We start from the raw sequence: 24,594 nt of genomic DNA on the forward strand, positions 1-24,594 counted from the left end.
ACTTTCCACTAACACACAAAAGCAAAGCAATGGAAGGATTGTACATACTACTGGGGGTTATTCTGATAAGCCAATTGGCAACGGTTTATTTCTCTTGGAAGGCTTACAAAGCGCCTGTAGAGGTTGATTTTAAGGCCCGAAAAGAAGATTTGATTCCCATTCTGAATAGGGAGGAATATAAGCGCCATCGCGTAGAACACGGCGCGAAGCTTAATACCGAAAGGTTCGGGAAGCCTAAGCCGCCAAAGTTTCCAGAAAATAGAATTGAAAGGCATAACGGATTCTAATGGCCACAGCACTAGACCTTATCACCTTAGAGGAAGCAAAAGCACACCTAGCCGTGGACTTTCCGGCCCATGATATGCTGATAACCCGGCTGATTCATACCGCCGTGGCCCTGATTGAAAAGCGCACGCAACACATGCTGTACGAGCGCGAGGAGACACGCCGCATCAAGTCCGGCTACGAGCTGTACGACTACCCGGCAACCGTGGACACGCTAGGCGATGGGCTGGACTACCAGGCAGAGGAACACGCAGGCTATACGCGGCTATACTTTGGCTCTACAAGGCCGGAAGTGGTAACGCTGACGCTAGGCTACGCTGAGAAAGAGCAAGTGCCTGAGCCGCTTATTTCAGCCTGCTACAAGCTGCTGACTTACCTGTTCGAGCACCGCGACACCTACCAGGCAGAGTTGCCGAGCGACGTGTACCTGATGATACGACCTTACCAGCGCTATGCGACCATCTAAAGCCTTCATCATAGAGCCAAGCAAGTTCCGCTACCGGGTGAGCTTCTTTCAGGAGGCTTCCATTCCCGACGGCATGGGCGGCTTTACGGTGCAACTGGAGGAAGTGGTGCAGACCTGGGCCGCGAAGGCAGAGGCAAGAACCTCGGTCAGCTATAACGACCTGCTGGAGATAGCGGCGGGCAAGGCACTGGAAGAGCGCGACATCGAACTGTACATCCGCTTCCGGCCCGACTTCTTTCCGGCCAAGGACATTCGGATGAAAATAGATAACCAAACCTACCTGCTCACCAACCCCGGCACCACGATAGGGGAGCCTGCGCGGTACGTGCGGGTAGTGGGCAAATTGCAGAAATAATGGCAAAGCTAGAAGTACATATCGAAGCGAAAGCCACAAAGACCCTGTGGTATTACTACGTGCTGGGCTGTGCTTATCTAGGCGCTATAAAGCTGATGAACCTGGCAGAGAATAAGCCCATTATGCGCTTGCATGTGAATGGGGAGCTGTCGCAAACCGTGCGCTTTAGCCGAGCCTTTGTAGTGTAATGGCAAAGGTCACAGGTGTTAGTTCGGTAGTGAGAGGCTTGGCCACCTTCGGACAGAAGGGCAAGGAAGCGGCAGCAAGGGTGGTGCAGGCAACAGCCATGGATGTACGCAACGAGGCCATCAGCAACGCCCCGGTGTACATGGGCAAGCTGAGGCAAAGCATCATAAACAAGGTAGATGCGTCCGGCCTGAGAGTAAGCACCGAAGTAGGTGTGTTTTACGGGGCCTTTGTGGAGTTTGGAACGGGCATGTATGTGGAAGTGCCTGCTGAGATGCAAGCCGAGGCGATGAAGTTCAAAGGGATGAAGGGGCAGGGCACCTGGGCAGACCTGATTGAGGACTTGATAGACTGGGTACGCCAGAAAGGTATTACCGGCACTTATTCGGTTAAGACCCGCCGCAGAACCGGCAACAAAAGAGCCAACGACAGGCAGGATGCAGAGGTGGCTTACCTGATAGCAATGAGCATCATCAGGAAGGGCCGAAAGCCGCAGCCTTACCTCTATCCGGCCTATGTGAAATACAGGGCAGAGTTACGCCCACGGCTTCGCATAGCCTTAGAGCGATTAGTGAAAGAAACCAACGGCAGACGATGATTAACCCCGACAAGCATATCCGCAAAGCCTTTTACAACCGCCTCACCGCAGCGGGCTTGCAGGTGTTTGATACCGCTGTGCCTAAGTCTTACGAACCGGGGCCGAAGTACATCATCATCACCAACCAGACTCAGGTAGACGACCAGCTAGGCCGGGCCTGTACGCACCGTGATTGTACGATAGTGCTCGACCTCTTTGTGCTGCAGGATTTGAGCTATGTGAGCAGCGCCGTGATGGATGACTTCTATGAGCAGGTGATGAACCTGATAGATAATACGCTGCAGGTTGAAAACTTCCAACTGCACTCCATCCAACGGGACGGAACGCCGCGAAACATGCCCGTCAATACCGGCACCCTAAGCATCCTCCGCAAAGTCATCACCTACCGGCTGCGCCTGAAAGAACTTACCCATGTAGAACCTTAAAAGAAAAATAGCATGAAAGCCACTGTCATCAAAACCTTCCTCGACAAGGAAACCCGCAAGCCCTACGCCGTGAAAAGCGAGTGGAAAGGCTCCGAAGAGCGCTTTAAAGAGATTAACAAGCACCGCGAAGGCCCGTTCCTGGAGGCGGTTGAAGCGGAAGCCAAAGAAGCCAAGACCACGCGCCAGACCAAGGAGCGCAAGGTGAGCACCGAAACCAAGTAACCACCCTTAAAAGAAGATACCAATGGAAATCAAAGGCAATGAAATGCTTATCGAGCTTAATGGCGGCAAGAAGCTGGGATGCTTATCCGGCCTTAACTTCGAGCTAAGCCGGGAGGAAATAGAGGCGGCTTGCCGTCAGGCTGGCAACTTCACTACTGCCAGAAAAGGCAATCTGAGCGGCACTTTCTCCGTGGACGGGATTGTGATTATCGACAACCCTGCCGTGCCGGACAATGTGCGTTCTGGCGACTTAGTGGATATGATGCTTGATGATTCCGACCAAGACGTGAATTACGTGATTGGTTACGGTGCCTCAACTTCAGGAGATGTGGAAGGATTGGGCTCCCCTGGTGACATCGCAGGAAGCAAGGTGCTGAGCGGCACGGCCTTTATGACCAGCCTTTCCCTTTCCGGATCACAAGATGGGATGGCGACATATTCTGCTACGTTCAGGCTCACCAGCAAGCCGACCCACGCGGTAGCGGCGTAAAAACAGGCGGGGCGGGGGTATGCTTGTGTTAGTGTACCTCCCGCCCTTAGCCTCTACGCCTATGAAAAAGCTATCCGTTACCATCGGCCTCAGTGATGCCGAGATTCAGTTACTCACAAGCAAAAGCACACTAACATGCACCACAGCAAAGGAACAGCCCTTATCCAGATTGGCGGCAAAGAGCGCCCCATCTACTTCGGGTTCATGCAGTCGCGGATCTTCTGCGAGCTGCGCGGCAAAGAGTACTACGAATACCTCGACGAGGTGAACAAAGCCTTCGGGCTGAAGGACAACCCTATTCCGGATGGGCTGACAGAGGCCGAACGTACGCAGCACATCGTGCGCAAGATGGACATGTTCATCATGGCCGATTTGGTGTATTCGGGTTTGGCGGCGGGCTGCAAGCACCCGGACTACCGCATCAAACAGGACTTCACGGCGGACGACGTGTGCTTCTGGATAGAGGGCATGGAGCCGGAGGAAATGGGCAAGGTGTACGCCACCCTGTTAGACGCGAACAAAAGCCCAAACGAGCCAGCCCAGGCAGCGCAGGAAGCACCTCAGACGGAGGCAGCGAGCGCTTAACCTGGGATGAGCTGTACCTGTTCTACTGTGCCGATTGCGGGCTGGACCCGCAGGAACTGGATTTCTATACCTGGTACGAACTGGGGTTGATTTCAGAGCGGGTAAAGCGGCAGAACAAAGACGAGTGGAACAAGGTGCGCCATATCATGTGGGCCAGTTTAGCCCCCCACTCCAAAAAACGGCTGGACCCGGCGCAGGTGCTAAGATTGGAAGGGGATAACCTCAGAAACGCCCCGGCCTCGAAAGAACACGCATTAGCGATAGCCCAGCGGCTGTTGCCTTACCTTAAAAAGAAAGAGTAAATGGAGCCTTTAAGCGTCGCACTGGAAGCACAGGTACAAGCCTTTGAGGGTAACATCGCCAAGGCCATACAGTCTGTTCAGAACTTTGGCACGCAGGCCGAAAGGATGCCTGCCGTGCGGCCAAAGTTCGAGGACACGATTACCCGCACCCTGAGCGACCTGAACGCCAAACTGCGGGTAGCGCAGGGCAATGCGGAGATTTTCGGCAACCAGTTCGAGGCCGACAAGCTCAAGGTCGTAGCCATGCAGCAGGCGCTCAACACGCTGCTATCGGCAGGACTTTCGCCCACGTCCAAGCAAGTGCTAAAACTGGCAGACGACATTGAGAGCCTGTCAGGCGAAATTACCAAGGCCGAAAAAGCAGCGAGCAGGGCGGACCTGTTTGTCTCCTTCCAAAAGACAGGCAAGATTATACCCGACCTGGAGGCCAAGGCACAGCGCCTCCGCGCCGCCATGCGCAACGCCACCGACGTAAAGGATATTGAGCGCTACGGCAAGCGCCTGCAGGTCGTCAACAACGAACTGGCCGAACTCAACCAGCGGGGGCGGATGGCCGCCATGAACACGGCCAACGGCATGAACCGGCTGGCAGGCTCCGCCGGAACAGTGAACATGGAAATCGCCCGCATCGTGCAGGATGCGCCCTACGGCATGATGGGCATCGGCAACAACATTCAGCAGCTTACAGCCAACTTCGGCCAACTGGCCGCACAGGCAGGCGGTACAGGGGTGGCCATTAAAGCGGCGCTGGCTTCGATGCTTACGCCCGCCTCGTTGCTGACGCTGGGCATTGCCGCTATTACCTCGGGCTGGGTGCTGTACGAGCGCTGGAGCCAGAAATCGGCCAAGGCCACCAAAGAGAGTGCCAACGCCATGCAGGATGCAGCCTCTAAAGCACAGGAGTACATCAACTCCCTCGATGTGGTGAACCGCGCCAGGGCTACCGGCCAACGCGAGGCGCAGCAGGAACTCGTAACCCTCAAGTTACTCTACGAGCGCACACAGAATGTGAGCCTGAGTATGCAGGAGCGGGTAAAGGCGGTAGACGAGCTGCAAAAGCAATACCCGGCCTACTTCAAGAACCTCAAAGACGAGGACATCCTGGCAGGCAACGCCTCGGAAGCCTACCGCAAACTGAGCAAGTCTATCCAGGACTACGCCACAGCGCAAGCCAGCCTCTCCCTTATCACGGAGAAAGCGCAGCAGCGGCAGGTAAACCTTTTGCAGCTACGTGACCTCCGGGAGCAGGAAAAGCAACAGGAGGTGGCTATACAACAGGCTAACGAACTGAAGGCGGCACAGGACGCGGCGGCGGCTTCGATGAACGCCAGAGGCGGGACCGGCTCGGTATTGGGCGCTCAGAACGTACTCAAGCTCAACAACGCTTTAGGAGAAACACAGGAGAAGATAGCCGCCATCATTGCCGAAAACAGGAAGCTCGACGAAGAGATGGCGCTGCTTACCTCAGATGCCACCCCTGCTTTGTTTACAGAAGACCCCGGCACTAAAAAGAAGCAGAAAGAGCAGACCGATTACCTGAAGCAACTCCGAGAGGGCTGGCGGCAGGTAACGCAGGAGTTTTTGACCTACGGCAACGCCTACCAGGTGGTAGAAGGCAAGGCGAAACTGCTGGAAACGGCCATTAACGGGCTCATCTCCCAGGGGGCGGCGTTCAACAGCCCTATCATCGAAAAGCTGAAAGCGCAACTGGATTCGATTAATGAGATCCGCTTCGACACGCTGGAGAATACCTTTGAGCTGTCCCTGAAGCGCATGAACGACGAGGCGATTAAGTTTGCCAAGGACTTCAAGCCGCAGCAAATCGACCTTATCCAGTCGCCCGAGCAAAGCCGATTCTTTGAAGAGCAGGCCCGGCAGGCGGGGGTATACTTCGACATCTTGCAGGGGCGCGTGATGGGCGTAAGCACAGCCGTGGATGGGTTTATCAACGGCTTCCAGGCCAAGATAGACCAGGTGCAGGCCATGACAGGCTTAGTCACCGAATTTGCCGGGAACGCCTTTGCCTCACTTGGTGAGGGTATCGGCAACATGTTCCAGGGGCTTGCCTCCGGTGCCGACGTGCTGCAGGGGGTAGGCCGGGCGCTGTTGCAGACCATGTCCCAGATTGCCGCCGAGTTCGGCAAAAAGCTCCTGGCTATCGGCGTAGGTGAGACTTTGATGAAGATACCCACCGGCCCAGCGAAGATTGCAGCGGGCGCGGCCCTGATTGCCGCCGCAGGCATCGGGGGCAGCCTCGCGTCAGGCCGTGGCAGCGCCGCGCCAAGCGTGAGCACTTCCAGCATCTCCGGCACAGCCTCCGGCCCGATGATGATGAGCTACGAAGGCGACGACGAACTGCGGTTCAGGATAGAGGGCAATGATTTGGTGGCGGTGATGGATAGGGCCAACTACAAGAGCCGCCGCACCCGTGGCTAGTAGGGGGCGATGGTGTAGCGGTAAACGACCGTACCCACGTAGGCAAAGCCACTAGCCTCTTGCTTGTGCACCCGGATAGCGTTCACGGCTCCGACCGGGGCGCGGTGCCGGTCGCGGTAGGAGTACTCATAGCGGTAGCGGGCAGCGCTGCCTTCTGGCGTGAACTCCATTGTCTGCACGCGGTCCTGATTATCGTAAGTATAGGCCCAGGTGCGGGTTTCTGCCCCGTTGGAGGCTTCCACCACGTTGCCCCGGCTGTCGTAGGTGAGCGTGTAGGTGCCCTTGGCGGAAGTGTAGCTGGTGGGCTTGCCGTCGGTGAACACGTAGCGGCGCGTGTCGAGGTGGTTGTCCGCCGCGTCGTACACGTCCACTTCAGCTACCTGCTCCCCGTCGTAGCGGTAAACCTCCAGCAAGAGCGGGGCATCGGGGGCCGTGCGCTTTTCCGAGGCAATGGCAAAGCCTTCGGTGTCGTAGTCGGTCACTTCCCACAGGACGCTTTGCCCCGTGCCCGCCGCCGTGTAATAGGCCGTGGCGTTCTGCAGGTAGGTGCCCTGCGCGGGCGTTAGCTCGTCTACATGGGCATCCTCACAGGAGGCGAACAACAAGAGCAGGATAGCGAAGAGGTAGGACTGTTTCATATGCTTGTGGCTGGTGTGTGTTGGACTTTACGAAGGCGAATATACTTAGTTATAGGCATATAAAGAAAGTTACATATACAAAAGTTCCGTTGCCTAAATTTTTGTATCTTAGGCTTCTGTATAACACAGGATAAACGATAACGTATCCCTATATAGCTAACCCCTATACCCGTGGCAAGAACCCTTTTAGCAAGACGCTGCGCCGGAGCCGCAGGAGCGGTGCAGCGCGAGTACTTCTGGGACACCGGCACAAGGCAGCAGGTGCACACCGATTTGCCGCAAGGGGCGGCGTGTACGCCTTTTGCCCTACCCAAAGGAACATTGGTGGATAGCTGGTTTGAGGGGAGCACGAAAGTAGAGGTAAAGACTGTTTGGGATGGCACCGGGCGAATGCCCTCTGAGCTGGTGGAACTGGTCAGGACGGAGAACGACCCCGGCGGCGGCGTAACGCCCTGCGGGCTGAAGATAGACGATGTGCGGCAGGAATACAGAAACGGCAAATACATCCTCACTATCCTGGCCTCCGGCTACAGCGGGGCGGTGGAGTTTTCCATCAACGGCTTTACGGACGTGCAGGATTCCAATGTTTTCGAAGTGGCTGAACCCGGCAGTTACACCGCTTACGCAAGAGCCAAGAGATGATACACCTGTTATACGCCTTCAACACCATCAACCCAGACGAGACGGACCCGTTCGGCAATCCCATCTACCTGACGGTGACGGTGTACTTTGACGACGCGCAGGAAGAAGTAACGGCCAAGGCAAAGGACGCAGGCGGGGATTTGTACGCCCCGGAGAAGCCCTTGCCCGGTTACGCGCCCGAAGCCATGCAATGGGCGGGCAAGACCATCACCACGGCAGCCTTTGCCTATGTGCTAAAACCCCTCACCAGCCCGCCGTTTGCGCTGGTGGAAAGCAAGACCGCCCTGGAGGTGCCCGTGGAGCCATCGCCGGTGGATTGCGTGGCATCCTTCCCCTTTGTGGTGGAAGCCCGGAGAGGGCCGCGCTATATCCTGGAGTTCGACGAGCTGGACAACACCACCCACACCTTTACCTGGGATATGGTGGGCTATACCGGCGAGCCAGAATACCTGTGCGGTTCTGACGAGCCCGCCGTTATCGAGTGGCAGGGCACGGGCAACAAGCACGGGGTGCTGCACGGCTCCTCAGCCGCCTTCGCGCTCACCATCGAAAACAACGACGCGCTCTTACGCGACTTCCATACCTCCGACGAGCGCAAGTATAAAGTAAGCCACTATATCGAGGGGGTGCTGAACTGGCGCGGCTGGCACATGGCCGACCTGTACAACACGCCCTGGGATAGAAACACCTTCCACGCCACGATTCAGGCGTATGATGGCTTGGCCTCGCTCAACAACAAACCCTACCTGAACGCGGCGGGGGTGCGCTATTATGGCCGGGCAAGGGCAATAGACGTGATATTCCGCTGCCTGCGCTTGCTGGATTTGGATTTGCCGGTTTGGCTGGGGGTGAATATATGGGAGGATACGACAGATTTAAACATCGAGCCGCTGGCACAGGTGTACGTGGACCAGGCCGCTTACTACAGCGACGAGAACGAGCCGCTGCCCTGTGCCGAGGTGCTGGAAAGAATTTTGCAGCCCTATAACGCTTTCATACGCCAAGCCAAAGGCGCGCTGCATATTTTGCGCTACAACGAGGTGCAGGGTCCGTACCAGCGCCGCCGCGCCCACATCGGCAGAGGGGATAGTGAGGTGGTCGTAGATGAGCAGACAGAGGAGTTTGAGGAGCTGATTCAGATTCTCTATGACACCGATACGGAGTACCGCGAATCGGTGCAGGCGATTTACGCCAAGCCCGCCTATAAGGAGGTAACTACCGTCACGCACTACGGGCCTTACGAGAACTTTGTGCAGAACGGGGAGTTTGAGCTGTGGGCGGACAACATGCCGCTGTTCTGGGAACTTGGCGAGGGGCTAATGATAGAGCGCATATCAGACGGGGAGAAGTTCATGCTCGGTTTCCCGCTTTCCCTCTCCGACCGTAACACCAATAATATCCCGAGCCTGTGGAATGACACATATCAGTTCCCGGTCAAATCAGAGGTGGGCTTCACCTTTTCGTTTGATTACGCCATTACGGTAGAAGATTACCTCGGAAAGCCCGGCATGGAGTGGGTGGAGCTGCCAAACTTTACGCTATCCGGGAACACCTTAACACTGGATAACCCGGTCGGAGAAGAAGCCACGGCACTCTTTAACGGCGTAGAAGTGGCCTTCCCCAACGGCCTGATTCAGTCCGGGATTCCCTTGCTCAACAATGAGGATTTAAAGCGCATTGACACCGTGTACGCCAAGGCAGACGGCACAATTACCTACGTTACAGGTGCTCAGACCGCCTGGGGCGATGAGGACACCGTAACGCCGGAGCCGGACGATGCACTGCTGATAACTTACATTACATGGGAGGGCAATACGCCTGCCTTCGGATCTGTTTCGAGCGCCTTGTATGTGGATTTCCCCTTTATGGTGTCCATAGGAGAGTACGATGCCCGCCAGCCGATTTACTTCAGGCAGCCGGTCAGGCAGAGCCGCAAGTACGACTTTGCCCCCGACAACCCCACCAACACGGGCACCTGGCGCAACACGGGCGGTATCGGCACCCGCAGCCCGAAATTCAGGGTAGAGGAGCTGCAAGGCCGCGAAGGGTATTTTACCGCCACCGGCACCTATGAGTGGCACCTGCGCCCCTTGGAGGTGGAAGGCTTCCCGAAAGTGCGAATGTATAACCCCTACATCCGCCGCAACACGATGCGGGGGGTGCAAATCCTGATTGACAACGTGCGCTTTCAGGAACGGGCCCAGGAGGTGGAGCGGATGCTGATTACCGGCACCAACGAGGGGCAGATAAACACTGAACCCTACAAACTGGACTTGTACCACGGCTCCGGCATTCCACGGGTAGAGGCGCTTTTAACGCTGGAAGATGGCACGCCTGCCAAGTTCTTCAACAACGGCAAATTGCTACAAGAGAACACGGCCAGGGATATACTCAACCAGCACAGCCGGGCATTGCTTGTTTTGTCGGCAACGACTACGGCGGGCATTTCGCCTATCTCGGTGGTAAAGGACTTCAACCTGTACTACCACCGCTTTTTCATGGACAAATACGTCCACTATGTCCGCCGAAACCATGTGAGCTTTGAGGCGATTGAGGTATTGGGAGGCGTGGAGGAGCTGCCGCCGCAGGATGCCATCATCACCGAGGACGGCAGGCCGATTGTGACGGAAAACTATAACTGGGTAGTGAAAGAAAAATAATGGCAGACGAACTATTAAACCGGACCCCTTTTAGCCGCTTCAAAGAGGTGCTTGCCCCGAACAAGCAAATGTTCGTGGTGGGTTATAACCCCCAGGAGCCGAATAAAGAGCAGCAGAATGCCCGATACCCTTTAGAGGCTATCTTTAACTTGTTTGTGTCCGGTATCCCGCTTTCGCCGGGCAAATGGACGGTGCAGCCTTCGATATTGGACACCCTTAACGGCGATGGCACCGTGACGCTGCAGGTAACGGCTGGCGAGGCCGACTGGAATGGTGTGCTTGTGGAATATGAAGCCCAAACCTATGCCAATATCCCTTTGCCGCAAGAGCCTTTAAAGCAGTTTGCCGCCATTGCCGCATTAGAGGATGGCACTTATGAACTGAAGCTGGATAAGCAGAGCCAGACACCGCCCACGCCGCCTATCTCGACCGGGGCGCTGCTGGTAAACTACGTGCTGCTGACCTCAGAGGGTGCCAATGTGGAGCAACCCCCGCAGACCGGCATTACCGAGAGCCGGGTACTGGAACTGCTCGCAGATTACTACACCAAAGCGGAAGTAGACGCGCTGATTGCCGCCATCGAACCCGGCACCACGCAAGGACAGGCCACGGCAGAGGCAGCGAGCGCTACGCTAAACTTTGCCAACCCCTTCGGCCATATCCGCACTGAGGCCTTGACAGGGGCGCAGACCTTTACCAAACAAGGCGCAGTCTTAGGCTCTACCATTGTGCAAGCCTACACAGCAGATGGTACAAGTACTTTAACCTTTGATTTTGCCCATACGGTGCTGAACAGTGATTTTGCATCAGGCGGCATCCTGGCGGCAGGGGAGTACAAGCTGTTCTTCTCTAATTGGGGGGATGTGGTAGCAGTAAGTATAGCATCTGTAGGAAGCGGGGTAGCCCCTACGCCGAATACCCCGCCCACCATCACCTTATTGGGCGCTAACCCGATGACGCTTACGCAAGGGGGCACTTACACCGAACCGGGTGCGACAGCCACCGATGCGGAAGATGGCGACATCTCAGGCAGCATCGTGATAACCGGAACAGTAGACACCGCTACGGCAGGCACCTATACCCGCCACTACAATGTCTCCGATTCTAAAGGGTTGGCGGCTACAGAAGTGACCCGCACGGTGAACGTGAACCCGGCAGGCAACACCACGCCCGCACCGCCAACCCTTACGGCTGACGATGCCGCCAATACCCTGAGCGCCTCCCATGCGCTGGGAGCCTCGGAGATACTGGTAAGCGAGAACGGGGGAGCGTACGTCGCTTACGCCGGCACTATCCAAGTCGGCAACGTGGCTCGCCCTGTAGGGTATTGGAAATTTAAGGTCAGGGCTGCTGCAGGCAGAAACGAAAGTGCCGTGGTTGAAAGTCCTGCTTTTACTTTTGAGGATGGAGCGCTGTTCTCGGACTACTTCGAGGGTCCAGCCGGGCCGGTGGATTCCTCCAAGTGGGTCAGAAGGGGTGCGGCCTCCCAGGTAACCTTTACGCACAGCGGAGCCGGTAACCTGAAAATAGAGAGCAAGGGCGGGGCGGCCACCGGGCACCCCTACGATGATGCGCTTCTCCCAAAAGACAGCAGCACCGGACAGCCAATGCAGTTTGGGGATTGCTACCTGGAGTTCCCGCTGACCACCAGCATCCACACGGCCAACACGTTTTACTATGGATTCGATGTGGATTCGGCCAACTATGTCGTGCTGACCAGAACGCAGACCAACTACGGCCATGCCCGCATCCTGATTCGGGAAACTGGCAAAGCGGATGTGGTGGTGAACACCTCCATCCCGCTGGACAGGTATTGGAGAATCCAGGCCGAGGGCAGCAGCTTCACCTTCTACCACTCCACTGACGGGGTGACCTGGACGGCAGAAGGACCGGCACGCGCTACCTCCATCGGGGCAAACAAGCGGGTGATGCTGGGAGTGAACGCCTCGGGCGATGCCCGCACGCAGTTTATGAGCTACCTCAAAGTGATGCCGCTATGAGCCTGAGCACGTTTGCCGCCTTCCTGCCTGCCCTGACGCGGGAGCCGCAGCCGCCCGTAGACCCGACCGGCAAGCTGTTGGCCTCCGTGGCCCTGCACCGCTACGGGGCCGTGATGACCGTCAACCAGAACACCGACACGCTGGGCACTAACAAGTACCCTTCCGAGTTCTGGGCCATGCAGTACAACATCAAGCCCACGGCGTTTGTCTCGCGCTACATGGGGGCTGACAACACCCTGACCAATTTCGGCAGGGTGGAGAAGAGTATCTACTTTCAGACCGACCGCTGGCAGCACCCTTCTACGGGCACCATCGGCCTGATTCCCGACTATAACAGCACCACCTGGAGTAGCGCGGGGGCGGCGGTGTTTAACGTGACAGCGGGCCAAGCCAAGCCCGACCGCTACCCCAACCACGGCCAGCAACTATATGATGTTTCAGGCGGGGTGTACGGGTGGGATTCGGTACAAGGCGCAGGCACTAACAACCTGGCAGAGCTGACCGGCTTGATAGATGCGGAGAAAAGCCAGTACAGCGAGGCTCCTTTTGCCTTCTCTTACCGCAACGGCAGGAACGACACGCCAGAGGTGTACGCGCCTTATTTTTTGGGCGGCAGAAACTCCTTCTTCTCTACCAGTGGCGATGCTAACACTTCCTACGGCTCAGGGGCAGGGTTGCCGAATAACAAAACGGCCCGCCTCGACTACGTGGACAGGGCCAGCGCCACGCGCTACGCCGACTTCACCTCCGGCGTTGCGAGCATCGGCGTGGAGTCGGGCGGCACGGCCACGGACCGGGACAACTACCTGGCGCAGGAGCTGCTGAAAACGGTGCAGAGCAAGGGTTTCTTTCAGGACTTCATGCACTGGCACACGGCGGGAACGCTGGTGCGCGACATGTACCGCCTGACCCGCTCCACGCTGCTCGGGCAGGACGTGCACTTTGCGGGCTACGAGGAGGCGCTGCGCTACCTGTGGGCCAGGCAATCGGTGCAAAGCGTGACGGTGGAGGGCACGACAGTTTCGCTGGTATGGAAAGCCTTTGATTTACCGGAGGCTTTAACCATTCCGGTATCTATCAGAATAGACACCACCGGAACGGACCTGGCAGGCAAGCACCTCGCTTCAAGCGTGGGGCAGGTGCTGCGCAAATCGGCCAACGTGTTCGTGGTGGAAGTGCCCTATGGCACAAGCTCGTTCACGGTTTCGGAAACAGCCAGTCCGGTCTATATCGACTTAGGGGTGCCTGCCATTGGCTTTGAGCTGAGCGGCACCACCCTGACCGTCACTTGTGACAAGCCCTGTCGGGTGGCGCTGTGGAAAGCGGCCACCGGCACGGCAGAGAGCAGCCTGGGCGCTCCGGTGCGCTCCACGGCATATCAGACGGTGCATACCTTTACGCTCACCTCCACGGAGGCAGCGGGCGATTTGTACGTCGGGGCTTTAAGCGAACGGGGGCAGAGCGCGGTGGTGAAGGTAGGGGAGGCACCGCCCAATAACCTGCTATTCTCCGACAACCTGGAAGGCAGCAGCTACCTGTCCGGCTGGAACATCCAGAACGGGGGCACCGCTTACGCGATTCAGCATCAGGCGGCTCCGGGAGGCGGGAAGGCGTTGCGCTTTGAGCTACGGGCAGGCGACCCGCCCAATAATTCGGGAACAAGAACCGAGGTGTATTACCCGGAAAGATTAGAGGAGGCGTGGTATAGCTTCCGAGTTTACTTTCCAAGTGCCGAATATGCCGATGAAACCGGAACCAGCCGGGAAAGCATCGCGCAATGGCACCAGGGCGGCGGCTCAGGTAGCCCTTACAACATGCTGCTGATTCAGCAGGGGCGCTTCTGGCTGTTCTTAGACAACGACGCGGGCAGGAATATCCGGCTGGACATCGGTAGCCAGGTGAAGGACTTCTGGCACACCTTCGTGTTTTACACCCGCTTCAGCGAGTTTGCCGAAGGGCACATCAAATGCTGGCACAACGGCACGCTGGTAGCCGATGAAACCGGCCCGAACCTGGCCGCTGGCTTTAGCTTGCCAGAGGTGAAGTTAGGCATCTACAAATGGGACTGGAACAACTCCGGCACTACTACGACCGATAAGCGCGTGATGTGGTTGGATGAGGTGAAAATCGGGAATAAAGACGCCACCTACGCCCAGATGGCCGGGCAGACCTAATGGGCTACTTTTTAGGCTTGTGAAGTTCCACAAAGATAAGCGCCGCCGCTGCAGCCAGGAACCCCATAAGGGTGATGATAAAGGAGGTGAAGAAGGCTAGCACACCAAATACGGTAGCCAACACGAGGGCGTGGGAAATAGTCAGTTTCATAGCAGGATTTAAGGATACCTTGGCAATATATAAAATATAGATAATATGTTGTAAATAATTCTAAACAAATGAATATGAAAAAAATCTTGCAATTCCTTTTCCCGTTGGCCTACCCCTTGGTAGTGATATGGCACATCATCTTAGGGGCGCTTGTGGCGGGTATAGCCGTGCTTGTGTTCAACCTGGAGCCTAGCACCATGCTTGGGGTTGGCGCAGCGTTAGGGGCTATCGTAGCGGGCTTTGTGCTGTTCCTGCTGGTAAGGCATAAGCTATGAGGTTGCTGCTGTTCTTAGCCTGTGCTATAGCCTTAGCAGGCATTTGCTGGCTGTGGGTGCAACGTGACCATGCTGAGATAAAGCAAGCTACTGGCAAGAAGAACCTGCTCAGTAAGTTTCACCGGCAGGGCCTGCTCTGGAAAATGCTTTCAGTACTGCCCCTGCCTATCGTATTTGCGCTGTTGGGGTTCGGTCTTAGCTGGAAAGCGCTGCTGGCCTTTGCCGCTTTCAGCTTGTACGCGATTTCCTTCTGGTGGTACTTCTTTGACAGGTGGCTGAACGTGGAGCGCGGGCTGAGCAGGTGGTACTTCGGCAAAAGCAATTCGCTGGACCTGTGGCTGCGAAAGCAGGCGGCTAAATACGGGCTGAAAAACCAGCATTTAATCAACCGCGTGAAGCTGCCTTTGCTCTTGCTGGCAAGTTGCATTTGTCTGGTAATCGTTTATAGCTAATTCTCTATTTTTCCGTATATTAGTGTTCTATATAACAACAGATGTACGGGCTTAATGTAACGCCGTGGACATACTCTATTACCTGTTTCTATACCTCACCCTAAACGCTGATACCATGAGCAAAGAAGAGCAATTACTACCGGAAGAAACGCAGGTGCAGACCGCCGCTGAGACAGACGGCGTGCCGCCGGCAGACAAGCCACGCCCACCGAAAAACCCGGAACCGACAGAGGACTAATGGGCAGAGGGGATAAGTTCATACACCTGCGCGTGATATGGCTGGCAGCCTTTGTGCTGGTGGCCTTTTACCTGCACGAGCTGTTCCAGTTCGTCTACTACGACGTGCTGCATGTGAACGCGCGCTTTTTCGGCGTGGAGGTGTATTCGCTTATCCCTTTTCACCCTTACCCGGACACGGTGCAACTCGACATTCAGGTGTACGTCTGGGAGGTAGGGGTGCATGTGATTATGCTCCTATTGGTGCACATGCTGCACCACGCCGTGCACCTGTTGAACGCGCTGGATAACCCCATTCCGGGCTATCATGAGGACAGTTTGCGGCTTATCAAAGGGCTCAGGTACTTCTTTGTGATGCAAATGGTGCTCTATTTATTCTTTCACGGGCAGCAGGACGAGGTGTATGACCTGGTGGTGATATTTGTCTGCTTTGTGACGCCCTTTTTAAAGCGGACCCTGCCCCAACGCCTAAAAGACGCGCAGAAATGAGCCCTTTGACCAAACTCGCCGAGCTACTGAAAACAGGCACCGAGAAATCAAGCGTGCCCAACATTGTGCTGTGGACTATCTTTTTGCTCGTGTTCATCTATTACGGCAGGGGCATACAAGGGATAGCCCAGACAGCGGCCAAGGAGACTTCACCCGAGGAAATGGCTGCCAAGCGGGAGGAGCGCGAAACCACCAAGCAACTCGTCGAGGAGCTTAGGAACCTGAACCACCGGCTCACCATTTTCGAGCAACTGTACAACGAGCGCTTCGGCACCATCAACCACCGCCTTAACAACGTGGAGGAGGAGCAGAAAATCATCCGGGAAAATTACGTGAGAAAACGATAACCCCTACACCCTACCAACATGGCACGAGCTATTACCAACATCGTGATTCACACCACCGCCACGGCACAATCTGCCAAAGTGGAGAGCATCCAAAGCTACTGGCGCAACTCGCTGGGCTGGAAGTCTCCCGGCTATCACAAGCTTATTGAGGCGAATGGCAACGTGGTTACGCTGGCTCCTGACGAATCCATTACCAATGGCGTAGCGGGCTATAACTCCAACTCGCTGCATGTGTCCTACATCGGCGGCATTGACAGCAAGGGAGGGGCGATAGATAACCGCACCGAGGCCCAAAAGAAAGCCATGGCGGCAGTCGTGGCAGCCTGGAAGGTAAAGTATCCGAATGCCATGGTTTTAGGCCATCGTGACTTCCCGAATGTGCGTAAGGCGTGCCCGTGTTTTGATGCGAAACCATGGTGGAAGGAAGTAGAACAGGCAATAAAAAAATAGAGATATGAAAGAGTTATGGCTGCGGTTAAAAGAGCCGCTAAACCTGTTTTGGAAACGTGCCTTAATCATCTTCGGCACCATTGCCGCCTTCGCTGTTTCGGTAACGGAGGTGCTGCCTTTGTTCCTGCATGACGAGCTGGTGCCGGATGAATGGCGCACGACGGTTCGCATCGTCTACGGCGTAGCCTTGGGTATCACCATTGCGGCAAGGCTCACGGTTCGAGACACCCAGGAGCTAAAGCAGAAGAAAGCCCAGCCCGAGCCGTAATGTGGATTCCCCGCAAATACCCCATCAAAAAGCACCGGCTTAGATTCGGCTGGTATAGGCGCACTTTTTATAGAGAACTATGAGAGGCAGGATACTACAAGCGGCAAACGGAGGCTATTGGGAAGAGATAGGTGGGGTTAGGATATTCCACGGAGACTCTTACCCCGGCCCTAACAGAAAGCAGCGCAGGAAAGAGCAGCAAGACCTTAACAGGAAGCTGAAGAAAAACAGAATCAACCCAACTTCAACCTGGTAGAACTATGGCATCACAAATTTTCGGTATAGCAATGATTCTTATAGGCTTTTTCTGTGGGTGCGGCCTGTTTGCCTTTAACCTGAAATACAAGAAATGGGATGAGTTAATAGCATGGTCTATACTGGCTATGGCTACCATTTTTGCAGGATACTTGATGATTGCACACCCTATACCCTTGAAACTATGAACGAGATAGCCCTAACCACCACTATCCATGTGGACCCGGACCTTACCAGGTTCGTGAAAAGCACTTCCAGAGAGCATGAGGAAGTCGGCACAGGCGAGATGATACCTGCCAAATCGAGCTGCTATAAAGTGGCGTGGCGGTATGACAAGCGCTTGATGAGTGGGTACATGACCAAGGCGAATTACCATAAGCTGACAGGCACTAACCAATAATTGACATGAAAGTACTACCGATAGAAAATGAGCCTGGCTGCTACCTTTTTGAGTGCCCAGGGTGCAAACATCACCATAGGATTACACCTGATTGGCAGTATAACGGCAACCCTGAAAAGCCAACCATAAGCCCTAGTGTACTGGTAAGGAATGGGCACTATTTGGGCAGCGAAGGCAAGGGGAGCAATGGAGATTGCTGGTGTACTTACAACAAAGCGCAGATAGCCAAAGGCGAAAGCCCGGCGCCATTTAATTGCACCGTGTGCCATTCCTTTGTACGCGATGGCAAGATTCAGTTTCTGAACGATTGTACGCATGAATTAGCTGGCCAGACTGTAGAACTTCCAGACCTCGACTGATGAAACGACTCATCCCCCCCTTGCTGCTGCTGATGGTCAGTAGCTGCATCAGCCTGGATAAAGCCATTCAGGTAGCCACCAAGAGCGAGAGCCACGCAGAGGCCACCCAACAGGCGCTGAACGATAAGCACCGGCTGGTAGTGGCTGAGAACTGTAGCCAACTCTATCCCGTGGCTGAATCGGAAGTGATACCCGGCAAAGAAGAGGTAGCAGAGGAAACCGTGGAAGATACGCCCGTTACCGTGCCCTGTAAGGACAGCAAAGGCCAGTCCATCAAAGAGGTCGTGTGCCCACCTGCTAAGACCACCATACGCACCGTAACCCGCACAGACACCATCCGAGTAAGGGACACGGCCAAAGAAGCTAGTCTATTGCTCCGGGAGGAACGGGTGAAGGAAGAACTGCTGAGGGAAAAGAAAGCCCACCTGCTGACAATGGAAGAAAGGGACAAGTATAAAAAGCAGCGCAACACCTTACTCTATATAGTAGGCATTGCTGTTGTTCTGGTAGTACTGGCAGGGCTAAGAAGATTAAGGATAGTTTGATAGCATTATGGAGAAGATAATTATAATAGGCGCTGAAAATCATTTCGGCATGGGTGCAGCATTGGCACAGTTGCAGGCAGCGGGGCATGAGGTGGAAGTGGCGGCGCCAAAGAATGCACCAAAGGGGCTAGATTCCTTTGCAAAGCAGCTCACTGATGAAACCTCGATAATGATAGAAAACCTGAAAGCTGAGACTAGCAGATTGCTTCCTGTGTCGGATGGCAGGCAGCGCAGAAGAGAACGCAGGGCAGCAGCAAGGCGGAAATAGTTAAGTGTGAAGATAGGATTCTGGAGAAAGAGGCAGGCTGTTGGTCTGCCTTTTTTTATGGGAATTATTTAAAAATAGTTGCTCTTTTATTTGGTTACGTAACGTAACCTTTGTATCTTAGCATCGTAAATAAGGGATATAAACAGAACAAGCCATGAATAACTACAGCGTAACCATCGAAAGAATAGCAGGCAACAACCCCTTAACAGGCGAGTTTGTGGAAGCAGCAACAGAGCAACTGACCGTGGAAGCCTCCACTAAAGAAGAAGCGGCTATCTATGCCCCGGCCTTTATGAAGATGAAAGCGCAGGGGCAGGAGCTGAAGTTCTATGTTGATGGCGAACTGATAGAAGGCAACTGGTAATGCGTCTGACGCATGGTTCTGTTTTCAGCGGAGTAGGCGGCTTTGAGCTTGGGGCACAGCGGGCAGGGATTGAAACCCTCTGGAACTGCGAGCTTCAGGAGTTCAACCGCAGGATACTAAAACAGCACTTCCCGAAAAGCAAGCAATATGAAGACATCACAACGCTTTCACATCCCGAACCAGTTGACATTATTTCCGGAGGCTTCCCATGTCAGGACATTACCTCGGCATGGAAAGAGTCAACCGGTATTGTCGGTTCCCGTAGCGGGTTGTGGGGAGAGTTTGCCCGTATTATTCACGAAGGCCGACCTCTCTACGTCGTTGGCGAAAATAGCACAGACCTCACAAAAAGAGGATTTGAGAAAGTGCTATATGACCTTTCCGAAATCGGGTATGATGCGGAATGGCAATGTCTATCAGGCACCACATTTGGAGTGCAGCAGCGTCGGGAAAGAATATATTTTATTGCCTACGCCCGCCACCTCGCACTACAAGGGCAGCATACGGGGCCGGTATTTCGGCAGCAAGAGCTACAAGAGCAACTTGCCGGAGTTTATCCGGGATGGCTTCGACGATCCGATATACCCCAACCCCGAACTATACGAAGTGCTGATGACGTTCCCCACCTCGTGGACAGAATTAAAGCCTGCGGGAATGCTGTAATGCCGCTTATTGCGGAATATCTTTTCCGTTGTATCTTGTCGCATTATAACCGAACCACGGCCCTATGCAGGAACCTGTCATTAAACTGAACGGATGGAAAACCATCAAGGATTACGCCAAAGAAAAGCAGGTAACCACCCAGTATATCAGCAAGCTGATACGGCTGGACAAGGTACATTGGCGTACTATCCCTGAACTCAACAACCTGCGCCTGGTAAAGGATAAAAACGACTAACGAAAGGATATGGAAGAGCTTAAATGCGAAGGTGCTTGTGCAACCCATGGCACTTGCACAGGCACCGTAAAAGAGGTTGTGGTAAGGAGGGCTTCAGAGAACTGGGGTTCTTTCTGCTACTGTGACACAGCCATAGCCACAGACACTGCTAACGGCTTCAGTATTTCTAAAGAGGGGCCTAAAACGGATAGACTATGGGGCGACACCCTTCACGGCTTTACGGCTAAGTCTAGAAGCCTAGCAGGGGCTTGGATGCTGATACGGAACAAGTGTGTAGAACAGCAGCTTCGAATACCAACATACAATCAAGTCAAGGAAATTCACGACCCCTTCCAAAGCCAGCCCTAACAAGCTGGCTTTTTTGTGCCCGTTTCCGTAACATAGCCTAAACGCATTACACCTATGGAACAGTATCTATCCACCCTGGAAACCACCATACCCGCTATCCGCAAAAAGTTCTCAGAGCTAACCAATCAGATAGCCACCCTGCACCAACAGGTAGAGCAGCTGACGCACCAGAACAAGGCGCTCACAGACCAGCTAGCAGCCCGTAAGCCCGTGCAGGAGGCAAAGAACCCCCTGCCAAAAGACAGCGCCTACCAAGGCCCGTTTGTCATCACCAAGGGCGGCACCTATGCGGGCAACTGGCAGAGCACCGATTCCAACGTGCCCGCCGTGGAGGTAAAGACCAAAGAGCCGGTCATTATCGAGAACGCCAACATTAGAGGCGCGGGCTACCTGATAAAATGCTGGTACTACGACTGCGATTTGACGATTAGAAACACCAGAGGCTACGGCCTCACACCCACCGCCTACACTGGGCACCTCAAGCCGCGAAGGTTTGCCATCATCAACTTCTTTAAGAATGTGGTGATTGAGAACTGCTACCTGGAAGGCACGGCAGGCATTTACCTGGGCGATAAGTACGTGGGCAACGGCACCCCGGAGCAAAGTATCAAGATACGCTACAACCAGGCGAAGAATATCGACGGCAGGGTGCATAACGGCAAGGACCGGGTGCAGTTCGTGCAGACCAACTTCAAAGGCGCTATCGCCCATGCGGAAATCGCCTGGAACGAGGTGCTAAACGAGCCGGGCAAATCAGCAGTGGAGGACAACATCAACATCTACAACACGCGCGGCACCAAGGCCAGCCCGATAAGGATACACCACAACTACATCCAGGGCGCTTTCCCTATCCCGGTCGAATCCAAAAACTACTCCGGCGGCGGCATCATCATGGATTCGCCCGATGCCTCGGAGCAGGAGGTCACGGCTTTTGTGAGCGTGGAGGAAAACCAACTCGTCGGCATGGGCAACTACTGCATCGGGGTGGCGACCGGCAACAACATCGGCATCCGGGGCAACCGCTGCGTGGTGAGCGGGGAATATGAGGGCGGCGGCAGGTATCCGCACTGGACTTCCGGCATCTGGGCCAAGGAGTACTACCGCAAAGGCTCTACCCATTCGGTTGTCGTGGAAGATAACGTGGTAGGGGTGAAGCAAAGCAGCGGCAAAAGGTGGGATTACGAGAATATCGGCAATGTAGCTACTTTCCGCAATAACCAGAGCCTGCCGGACGTGACCCGGGCCGACGAGGCGAAGGAATGGCAACTCTGGCAGCAGCGGCTACAGGACAACAACATCAAACTCGGGGTTTCATAGGGACTTGCAGATTTTACGCTCATCCGTTTTCAGCCTGCTCCCGATGGGGGTGGGCTGTTTTGCTTGGCATCAGAAAAAACTTATCTGCCGTGACGGGTGTTTCAGGGAAAGTTGCTTCTTTTGGGGCGGGAACGGACGTACGGCACTTTAGCCGCTGCGCACAAAAACCGGACAACCTTTCCCTGTGCTTTCCCTAAGTAACGGGTGAAAAAGGCAAATACGGGGAGTAACTACTTAACTAACAGCAGGATGCGCAAAATGAGCGTATAAAATGCTAATTTTGCAGTAAATTAAAAGATAAGCATTGATCTATCCAGAAAACTTTGAAATAAAAATTGGGTTTGCGCAAGTACGCGAGATGCTCTCGGAACTTTGCCTGAGTCCGCTTGGCCGTAACTTCGTGAACCGCATGGCCTTCCTGAACCGCCACGACCTGGTGGACAGGCTGCTGCAACAAACCGACGAATTCAAACAACTGCTGGAGTCGGATGCCGAAATTCCGCTGCAGCACTACTATGACCCTACCGCCTACCTCGACCGGGCAGCCATAGAAGGCACCTTCCTGGACGTATCCCAGTTCTTCGAAATCAAGATGTCGCTGCGCACGATACGAGACTCGCTGCGCTTTATCTCGGAAACGGAGGAGGGTACTTTTGAAGCCCTGAAAGCATTGGGCGCCAATATTATGGTGGAGCGCTCGCTACTGGCCGCACTGGATAAAGTGGTGGACGACTCGGGCGCCGTGCGTGATGACGCTACGCCGGAGCTGCAGCGCCTCAAGCGCGACCTGATTGCGCAGCAGGCTATACTTCGTAAAACGATCAGCTCCATCCTCAAGCATGCCAAAAACGAGGGGTGGACGCCTTCCGACGTGGAGCCAACCATCCGTGGTGGCCGTTTGGTGATACCGGTAATTGCCGAGCACAAGCGCCGCATCAAAGGCCTGATCCACGACGAGTCCAACACGGGCCAGACGGTGTACATTGAGCCGGAATCTATTTTTGAGCTCAACAACGACATCAAGGATCTGGAAAATGCTTACCACCGTGAGCTTATCCGCATCCTGACGGCACTGACTAACACGTTGCGGCACCACATTCCGGAGCTGCGCAAAGCGTACCAGTACCTGGGCTTGCTCGACTTCATCCGGGCCAAAGCAGCCTTTGCGCGCCGCATTGAGGCGACCAAACCAAAGCTGCACAAGTATCCGCTGATAGACTGGAAGCAGGCGTTTCACCCGCTTTTATACTTGTCGCACCGCCAGTTGGGTAAGCCTACCGTGCCGATGGATCTGGAGTTGAACCGTGAGCAGCGTATCCTGTTGATTTCAGGACCGAATGCGGGTGGTAAATCGGTGAGCCTGAAAACGGTGGGCCTGGTGCAGTACATGCTGCAGTGCGGGATGCTGATTCCGGCGGCGGACGGCTCTGAGGCAGGCATTTTCCACGACATCTTCATTGACATAGGCGATGAGCAGTCGATAGAGAATGACCTGAGTACTTATAGCTCGCACCTGACCAACATGAAGAAATTCGTGACCGTGGCTGATAAACGCAGCCTGGTGCTGATAGACGAGTTTGGTACAGGCACAGAGCCTATACTTGGCGGCGCCATTGCCGAGGCTGTGCTGCAAACGCTCAACGACAGCAACGTGTACGGCGTGATCACGACGCACTACACCAACCTGAAAAACTACGTCGAGCGTACACCAGGCATCGTGAACGGGGCCATGCGCTACGACCATAAGCACCTGCAGCCGCTTTATCAGCTGGAGATCGGCAAGCCGGGCTCTTCGTTTGCGATCGAGATTGCTCAGAAGATCGGCCTGCCCAAGCACATCATCGACAGGGCGAGCAAACTGGTCGGAAGGGATAAAATCCGCTACGACCGCCTGCTGGAGGAACTGGAGACTGAGAAGCAGGAACTGGAGAAGAAAGTGCGCGAGGCGACCAAGCTAGAGGAAAAACTCAAGCGCCAGGTGAAGGACTACAGCGACCTGAAAAACTTCCTGGAAGACAGCAAGCAGGAGATCATGCGCGAGGCCAAAGGCAAGGCCAAGCTCCTTCTGAAAGACGCCAACCAGAAGATCGAGTCTACGATTCAGCAGATTAAACAGAGCCAGGCCGAGAAGGAGAAAACCAAGGAGGCCCGTCGTGAGCTGGAGGAATTTGCCCAGGAGGTACGCAAGGAAGAGCCGCGCCCGGCACACAAGCGCATCGCGAACGGAAGTATAAAAGAGGGCGACAACGTGGCGCTGGTAGGGCAGGACTCTGTAGGCCAGGTGGTCAGTATAAAAGGCAAAACCGCCGAGGTGCTGTTTGGCGGCCTCAAAACAATTGTGAAGGTAGATAACCTGGAGCGGGTAGAGGGGCAGGTGGCCAAGCAGAAAAAAGCCCGGATGGAAAGCGGGGATGGTGGCTTTAGCCGGGGCATGAACATGACGCAGCGCATGGCCGACTTCGCCAGCACGCTGGACATCCGCGGCGAGTATGCCGAGGATGCGCTGACCAGGGTAATGAACTTCACCGACGAGGCCATCATGCTGGGCATCCCGGAAATCAAGATCATCCACGGCCGTGGCAATGGTGTGTTGCGCCAGGTAGTGCGCGACTACCTGTACTCGGTACCGGAAGTGGCCAGCCTCGGCAACGAGGTCGAAGAGCGTGGCGGTGACGGCGCTACACTAGCGGTGCTGAAGTAAAGTATA

At 55.0% G+C, this 24,594-nt stretch carries 33 protein-coding genes; 31 read left to right on the top strand and 2 right to left on the bottom strand.

All coding sequences use genetic code 11. The features are described 5' to 3' along the window. Positions 1 to 286: 286 nt before the first annotated feature. The 10 genes from C8N40_RS18910 (at position 287) to C8N40_RS18955 (ending at position 6,350) form a co-directional block, all read left to right on the top strand. Positions 287 to 751 carry a phage head-tail connector protein gene (locus C8N40_RS18910; RefSeq protein ID WP_108213378.1) on the top strand — a complete coding sequence of 155 codons (465 nt, stop codon included), beginning with the start codon at positions 287 to 289 and terminating at the stop codon, positions 749 to 751. Further along, positions 738 to 1,106, top strand: a complete 369-nt coding sequence (locus tag C8N40_RS18915; protein ID WP_108213379.1) for a phage head completion protein — start codon at positions 738 to 740, stop codon at positions 1,104 to 1,106. The genes C8N40_RS18910 and C8N40_RS18915 overlap by 14 nt, the downstream gene beginning before the upstream one ends. Next, a complete protein-coding gene (locus C8N40_RS18920) occupies positions 1,106 to 1,294 on the top strand; it encodes a hypothetical protein (RefSeq protein ID WP_108213380.1) in 189 nt (62 codons plus the stop codon). Before C8N40_RS18915 ends, C8N40_RS18920 begins: the two co-directional genes overlap by 1 nt. Next, entirely contained in the window at positions 1,294 to 1,890 is a 597-nt protein-coding gene (locus C8N40_RS18925) for an HK97-gp10 family putative phage morphogenesis protein (protein ID WP_108213381.1), read from the top strand. The genes C8N40_RS18920 and C8N40_RS18925 overlap by 1 nt, the downstream gene beginning before the upstream one ends. Next, complete coding sequence (locus tag C8N40_RS18930; RefSeq protein ID WP_108213382.1) at positions 1,887 to 2,315, top strand: hypothetical protein; 429 nt, start codon at positions 1,887 to 1,889, stop codon at positions 2,313 to 2,315. The genes C8N40_RS18925 and C8N40_RS18930 overlap by 4 nt, the downstream gene beginning before the upstream one ends. A 12-nt stretch (positions 2,316 to 2,327) precedes the next feature. After that, positions 2,328 to 2,537 carry a hypothetical protein gene (locus C8N40_RS18935; RefSeq protein ID WP_108213383.1) on the top strand — a complete coding sequence of 70 codons (210 nt, stop codon included), beginning with the start codon at positions 2,328 to 2,330 and terminating at the stop codon, positions 2,535 to 2,537. A 22-nt stretch (positions 2,538 to 2,559) separates the two neighbouring features. Continuing rightward, positions 2,560 to 3,027: a phage tail protein gene (locus tag C8N40_RS18940; RefSeq protein WP_108213384.1), complete on the top strand. Its 468-nt coding sequence runs from the start codon at positions 2,560 to 2,562 to the stop codon at positions 3,025 to 3,027. A 135-nt stretch (positions 3,028 to 3,162) separates the two neighbouring features. Next, positions 3,163 to 3,612, top strand: coding sequence for a hypothetical protein (locus C8N40_RS18945; RefSeq protein WP_108213385.1), 450 nt, complete (start codon positions 3,163 to 3,165; stop codon positions 3,610 to 3,612). Between the two features lie 86 nt (positions 3,613 to 3,698). After that, a complete protein-coding gene (locus C8N40_RS18950; RefSeq protein ID WP_108213386.1) occupies positions 3,699 to 3,914 on the top strand; it encodes a hypothetical protein in 216 nt (71 codons plus the stop codon). Next, a complete protein-coding gene (locus C8N40_RS18955) occupies positions 3,915 to 6,350 on the top strand; it encodes a hypothetical protein (RefSeq protein ID WP_108213387.1) in 2,436 nt (811 codons plus the stop codon). It abuts the gene before it with no gap. Here the strand turns inward: C8N40_RS18955 and C8N40_RS18960 are convergent. Further along, positions 6,347 to 6,988, bottom strand: coding sequence for a hypothetical protein (locus C8N40_RS18960; protein ID WP_108213388.1), 642 nt, complete (start codon positions 6,986 to 6,988; stop codon positions 6,347 to 6,349). The two genes, C8N40_RS18955 and C8N40_RS18960, sit on opposite strands and share 4 nt — an antisense overlap. 171 nt (positions 6,989 to 7,159) lie before the next feature. Here C8N40_RS18960 and C8N40_RS18965 point away from each other — a divergent pair, with 171 nt between their 5' ends. From C8N40_RS18965 to C8N40_RS18980, 4 genes are read left to right on the top strand one after another with little or no spacing between them, the layout of a single operon-like run. After that, positions 7,160 to 7,630 (top strand): hypothetical protein, encoded by a 471-nt coding sequence (locus C8N40_RS18965; protein ID WP_146173603.1) that lies wholly within the window; start codon positions 7,160 to 7,162, stop codon positions 7,628 to 7,630. Next, a complete protein-coding gene (locus C8N40_RS18970; protein WP_108213390.1) occupies positions 7,627 to 10,290 on the top strand; it encodes a hypothetical protein in 2,664 nt (887 codons plus the stop codon). The genes C8N40_RS18965 and C8N40_RS18970 overlap by 4 nt, the downstream gene beginning before the upstream one ends. Continuing rightward, the gene (locus C8N40_RS18975) at positions 10,290 to 12,290 is read left to right on the top strand and encodes a DUF5011 domain-containing protein (RefSeq protein ID WP_108213391.1); all 2,001 of its coding nucleotides are present in this window, start codon (positions 10,290 to 10,292) and stop codon (positions 12,288 to 12,290) included. The genes C8N40_RS18970 and C8N40_RS18975 overlap by 1 nt, the downstream gene beginning before the upstream one ends. Then, complete coding sequence (locus tag C8N40_RS18980) at positions 12,287 to 14,464, top strand: polysaccharide lyase family 20 protein (RefSeq protein ID WP_108213392.1); 2,178 nt, start codon at positions 12,287 to 12,289, stop codon at positions 14,462 to 14,464. Before C8N40_RS18975 ends, C8N40_RS18980 begins: the two co-directional genes overlap by 4 nt. Positions 14,465 to 14,468: 4 nt before the next feature. Here C8N40_RS18980 and C8N40_RS22805 read toward each other — a convergent pair whose 3' ends face one another. After that, a complete protein-coding gene (locus tag C8N40_RS22805) occupies positions 14,469 to 14,615 on the bottom strand; it encodes a hypothetical protein (protein ID WP_170114155.1) in 147 nt (48 codons plus the stop codon). A gap of 74 nt (positions 14,616 to 14,689) precedes the next feature. Between C8N40_RS22805 and C8N40_RS18985 the strand changes: the two genes are divergently transcribed. The 17 genes from C8N40_RS18985 (at position 14,690) to C8N40_RS19055 (ending at position 24,588) form a co-directional block, all read left to right on the top strand. After that, positions 14,690 to 14,890, top strand: a complete 201-nt coding sequence (locus C8N40_RS18985) for a hypothetical protein (RefSeq protein WP_146173604.1) — start codon at positions 14,690 to 14,692, stop codon at positions 14,888 to 14,890. Next, positions 14,887 to 15,342, top strand: a complete 456-nt coding sequence (locus C8N40_RS18990) for a hypothetical protein (RefSeq protein ID WP_108213394.1) — start codon at positions 14,887 to 14,889, stop codon at positions 15,340 to 15,342. The genes C8N40_RS18985 and C8N40_RS18990 overlap by 4 nt, the downstream gene beginning before the upstream one ends. A gap of 64 nt (positions 15,343 to 15,406) precedes the next feature. Next, a complete protein-coding gene (locus C8N40_RS22810; RefSeq protein ID WP_170114156.1) occupies positions 15,407 to 15,580 on the top strand; it encodes a hypothetical protein in 174 nt (57 codons plus the stop codon). Continuing rightward, entirely contained in the window at positions 15,580 to 16,068 is a 489-nt protein-coding gene (locus C8N40_RS18995) for a hypothetical protein (RefSeq protein ID WP_108213395.1), read from the top strand. Before C8N40_RS22810 ends, C8N40_RS18995 begins: the two co-directional genes overlap by 1 nt. Continuing rightward, on the top strand, positions 16,065 to 16,415 hold the full coding sequence (locus C8N40_RS19000; RefSeq protein WP_108213396.1) for a hypothetical protein: 351 nt from the start codon (positions 16,065 to 16,067) through the stop codon (positions 16,413 to 16,415). Before C8N40_RS18995 ends, C8N40_RS19000 begins: the two co-directional genes overlap by 4 nt. Before the next feature lie 18 nt (positions 16,416 to 16,433). Then, a complete protein-coding gene (locus C8N40_RS19005; protein ID WP_108213397.1) occupies positions 16,434 to 16,865 on the top strand; it encodes an N-acetylmuramoyl-L-alanine amidase in 432 nt (143 codons plus the stop codon). Between the two features lie 4 nt (positions 16,866 to 16,869). Then, positions 16,870 to 17,133, top strand: a complete 264-nt coding sequence (locus C8N40_RS19010; protein ID WP_108213398.1) for a hypothetical protein — start codon at positions 16,870 to 16,872, stop codon at positions 17,131 to 17,133. Between the two features lie 439 nt (positions 17,134 to 17,572). After that, complete coding sequence (locus C8N40_RS19015; RefSeq protein ID WP_108213399.1) at positions 17,573 to 17,788, top strand: hypothetical protein; 216 nt, start codon at positions 17,573 to 17,575, stop codon at positions 17,786 to 17,788. A gap of 5 nt (positions 17,789 to 17,793) precedes the next feature. Continuing rightward, positions 17,794 to 18,147: a ubiquitination-like system serine protease family protein gene (locus C8N40_RS23180; RefSeq protein ID WP_108213400.1), complete on the top strand. Its 354-nt coding sequence runs from the start codon at positions 17,794 to 17,796 to the stop codon at positions 18,145 to 18,147. Continuing rightward, complete coding sequence (locus tag C8N40_RS19025) at positions 18,147 to 18,692, top strand: hypothetical protein (RefSeq protein WP_108213401.1); 546 nt, start codon at positions 18,147 to 18,149, stop codon at positions 18,690 to 18,692. The genes C8N40_RS23180 and C8N40_RS19025 overlap by 1 nt, the downstream gene beginning before the upstream one ends. Before the next feature lie 7 nt (positions 18,693 to 18,699). Beyond that, on the top strand, positions 18,700 to 18,960 hold the full coding sequence (locus C8N40_RS19030) for a hypothetical protein (RefSeq protein WP_108213402.1): 261 nt from the start codon (positions 18,700 to 18,702) through the stop codon (positions 18,958 to 18,960). A gap of 154 nt (positions 18,961 to 19,114) precedes the next feature. Further along, entirely contained in the window at positions 19,115 to 19,324 is a 210-nt protein-coding gene (locus C8N40_RS19035) for a hypothetical protein (RefSeq protein WP_108213403.1), read from the top strand. Next, on the top strand, positions 19,324 to 20,076 hold the full coding sequence (locus tag C8N40_RS23490; RefSeq protein WP_211318147.1) for a DNA cytosine methyltransferase: 753 nt from the start codon (positions 19,324 to 19,326) through the stop codon (positions 20,074 to 20,076). The genes C8N40_RS19035 and C8N40_RS23490 overlap by 1 nt, the downstream gene beginning before the upstream one ends. Further along, a complete protein-coding gene (locus tag C8N40_RS22815; RefSeq protein ID WP_170114157.1) occupies positions 20,052 to 20,222 on the top strand; it encodes a hypothetical protein in 171 nt (56 codons plus the stop codon). The genes C8N40_RS23490 and C8N40_RS22815 overlap by 25 nt, the downstream gene beginning before the upstream one ends. A 9-nt stretch (positions 20,223 to 20,231) precedes the next feature. Next, positions 20,232 to 20,570, top strand: coding sequence for a hypothetical protein (locus C8N40_RS22820; RefSeq protein WP_108213404.1), 339 nt, complete (start codon positions 20,232 to 20,234; stop codon positions 20,568 to 20,570). A gap of 54 nt (positions 20,571 to 20,624) precedes the next feature. After that, on the top strand, positions 20,625 to 21,887 hold the full coding sequence (locus C8N40_RS19050) for a glycosyl hydrolase (protein ID WP_245905188.1): 1,263 nt from the start codon (positions 20,625 to 20,627) through the stop codon (positions 21,885 to 21,887). Positions 21,888 to 22,191: 304 nt separating this feature from the next. Further along, positions 22,192 to 24,588 (top strand): endonuclease MutS2, encoded by a 2,397-nt coding sequence (locus C8N40_RS19055; RefSeq protein WP_108213405.1) that lies wholly within the window; start codon positions 22,192 to 22,194, stop codon positions 24,586 to 24,588. The last annotated feature ends 6 nt before the right edge of the window (positions 24,589 to 24,594 follow it).

The organism is Pontibacter mucosus (assembly GCF_003054055.1).
In the GTDB taxonomy this organism is placed as follows: Bacteria; Bacteroidota; Bacteroidia; order Cytophagales; family Hymenobacteraceae; genus Pontibacter; species Pontibacter mucosus.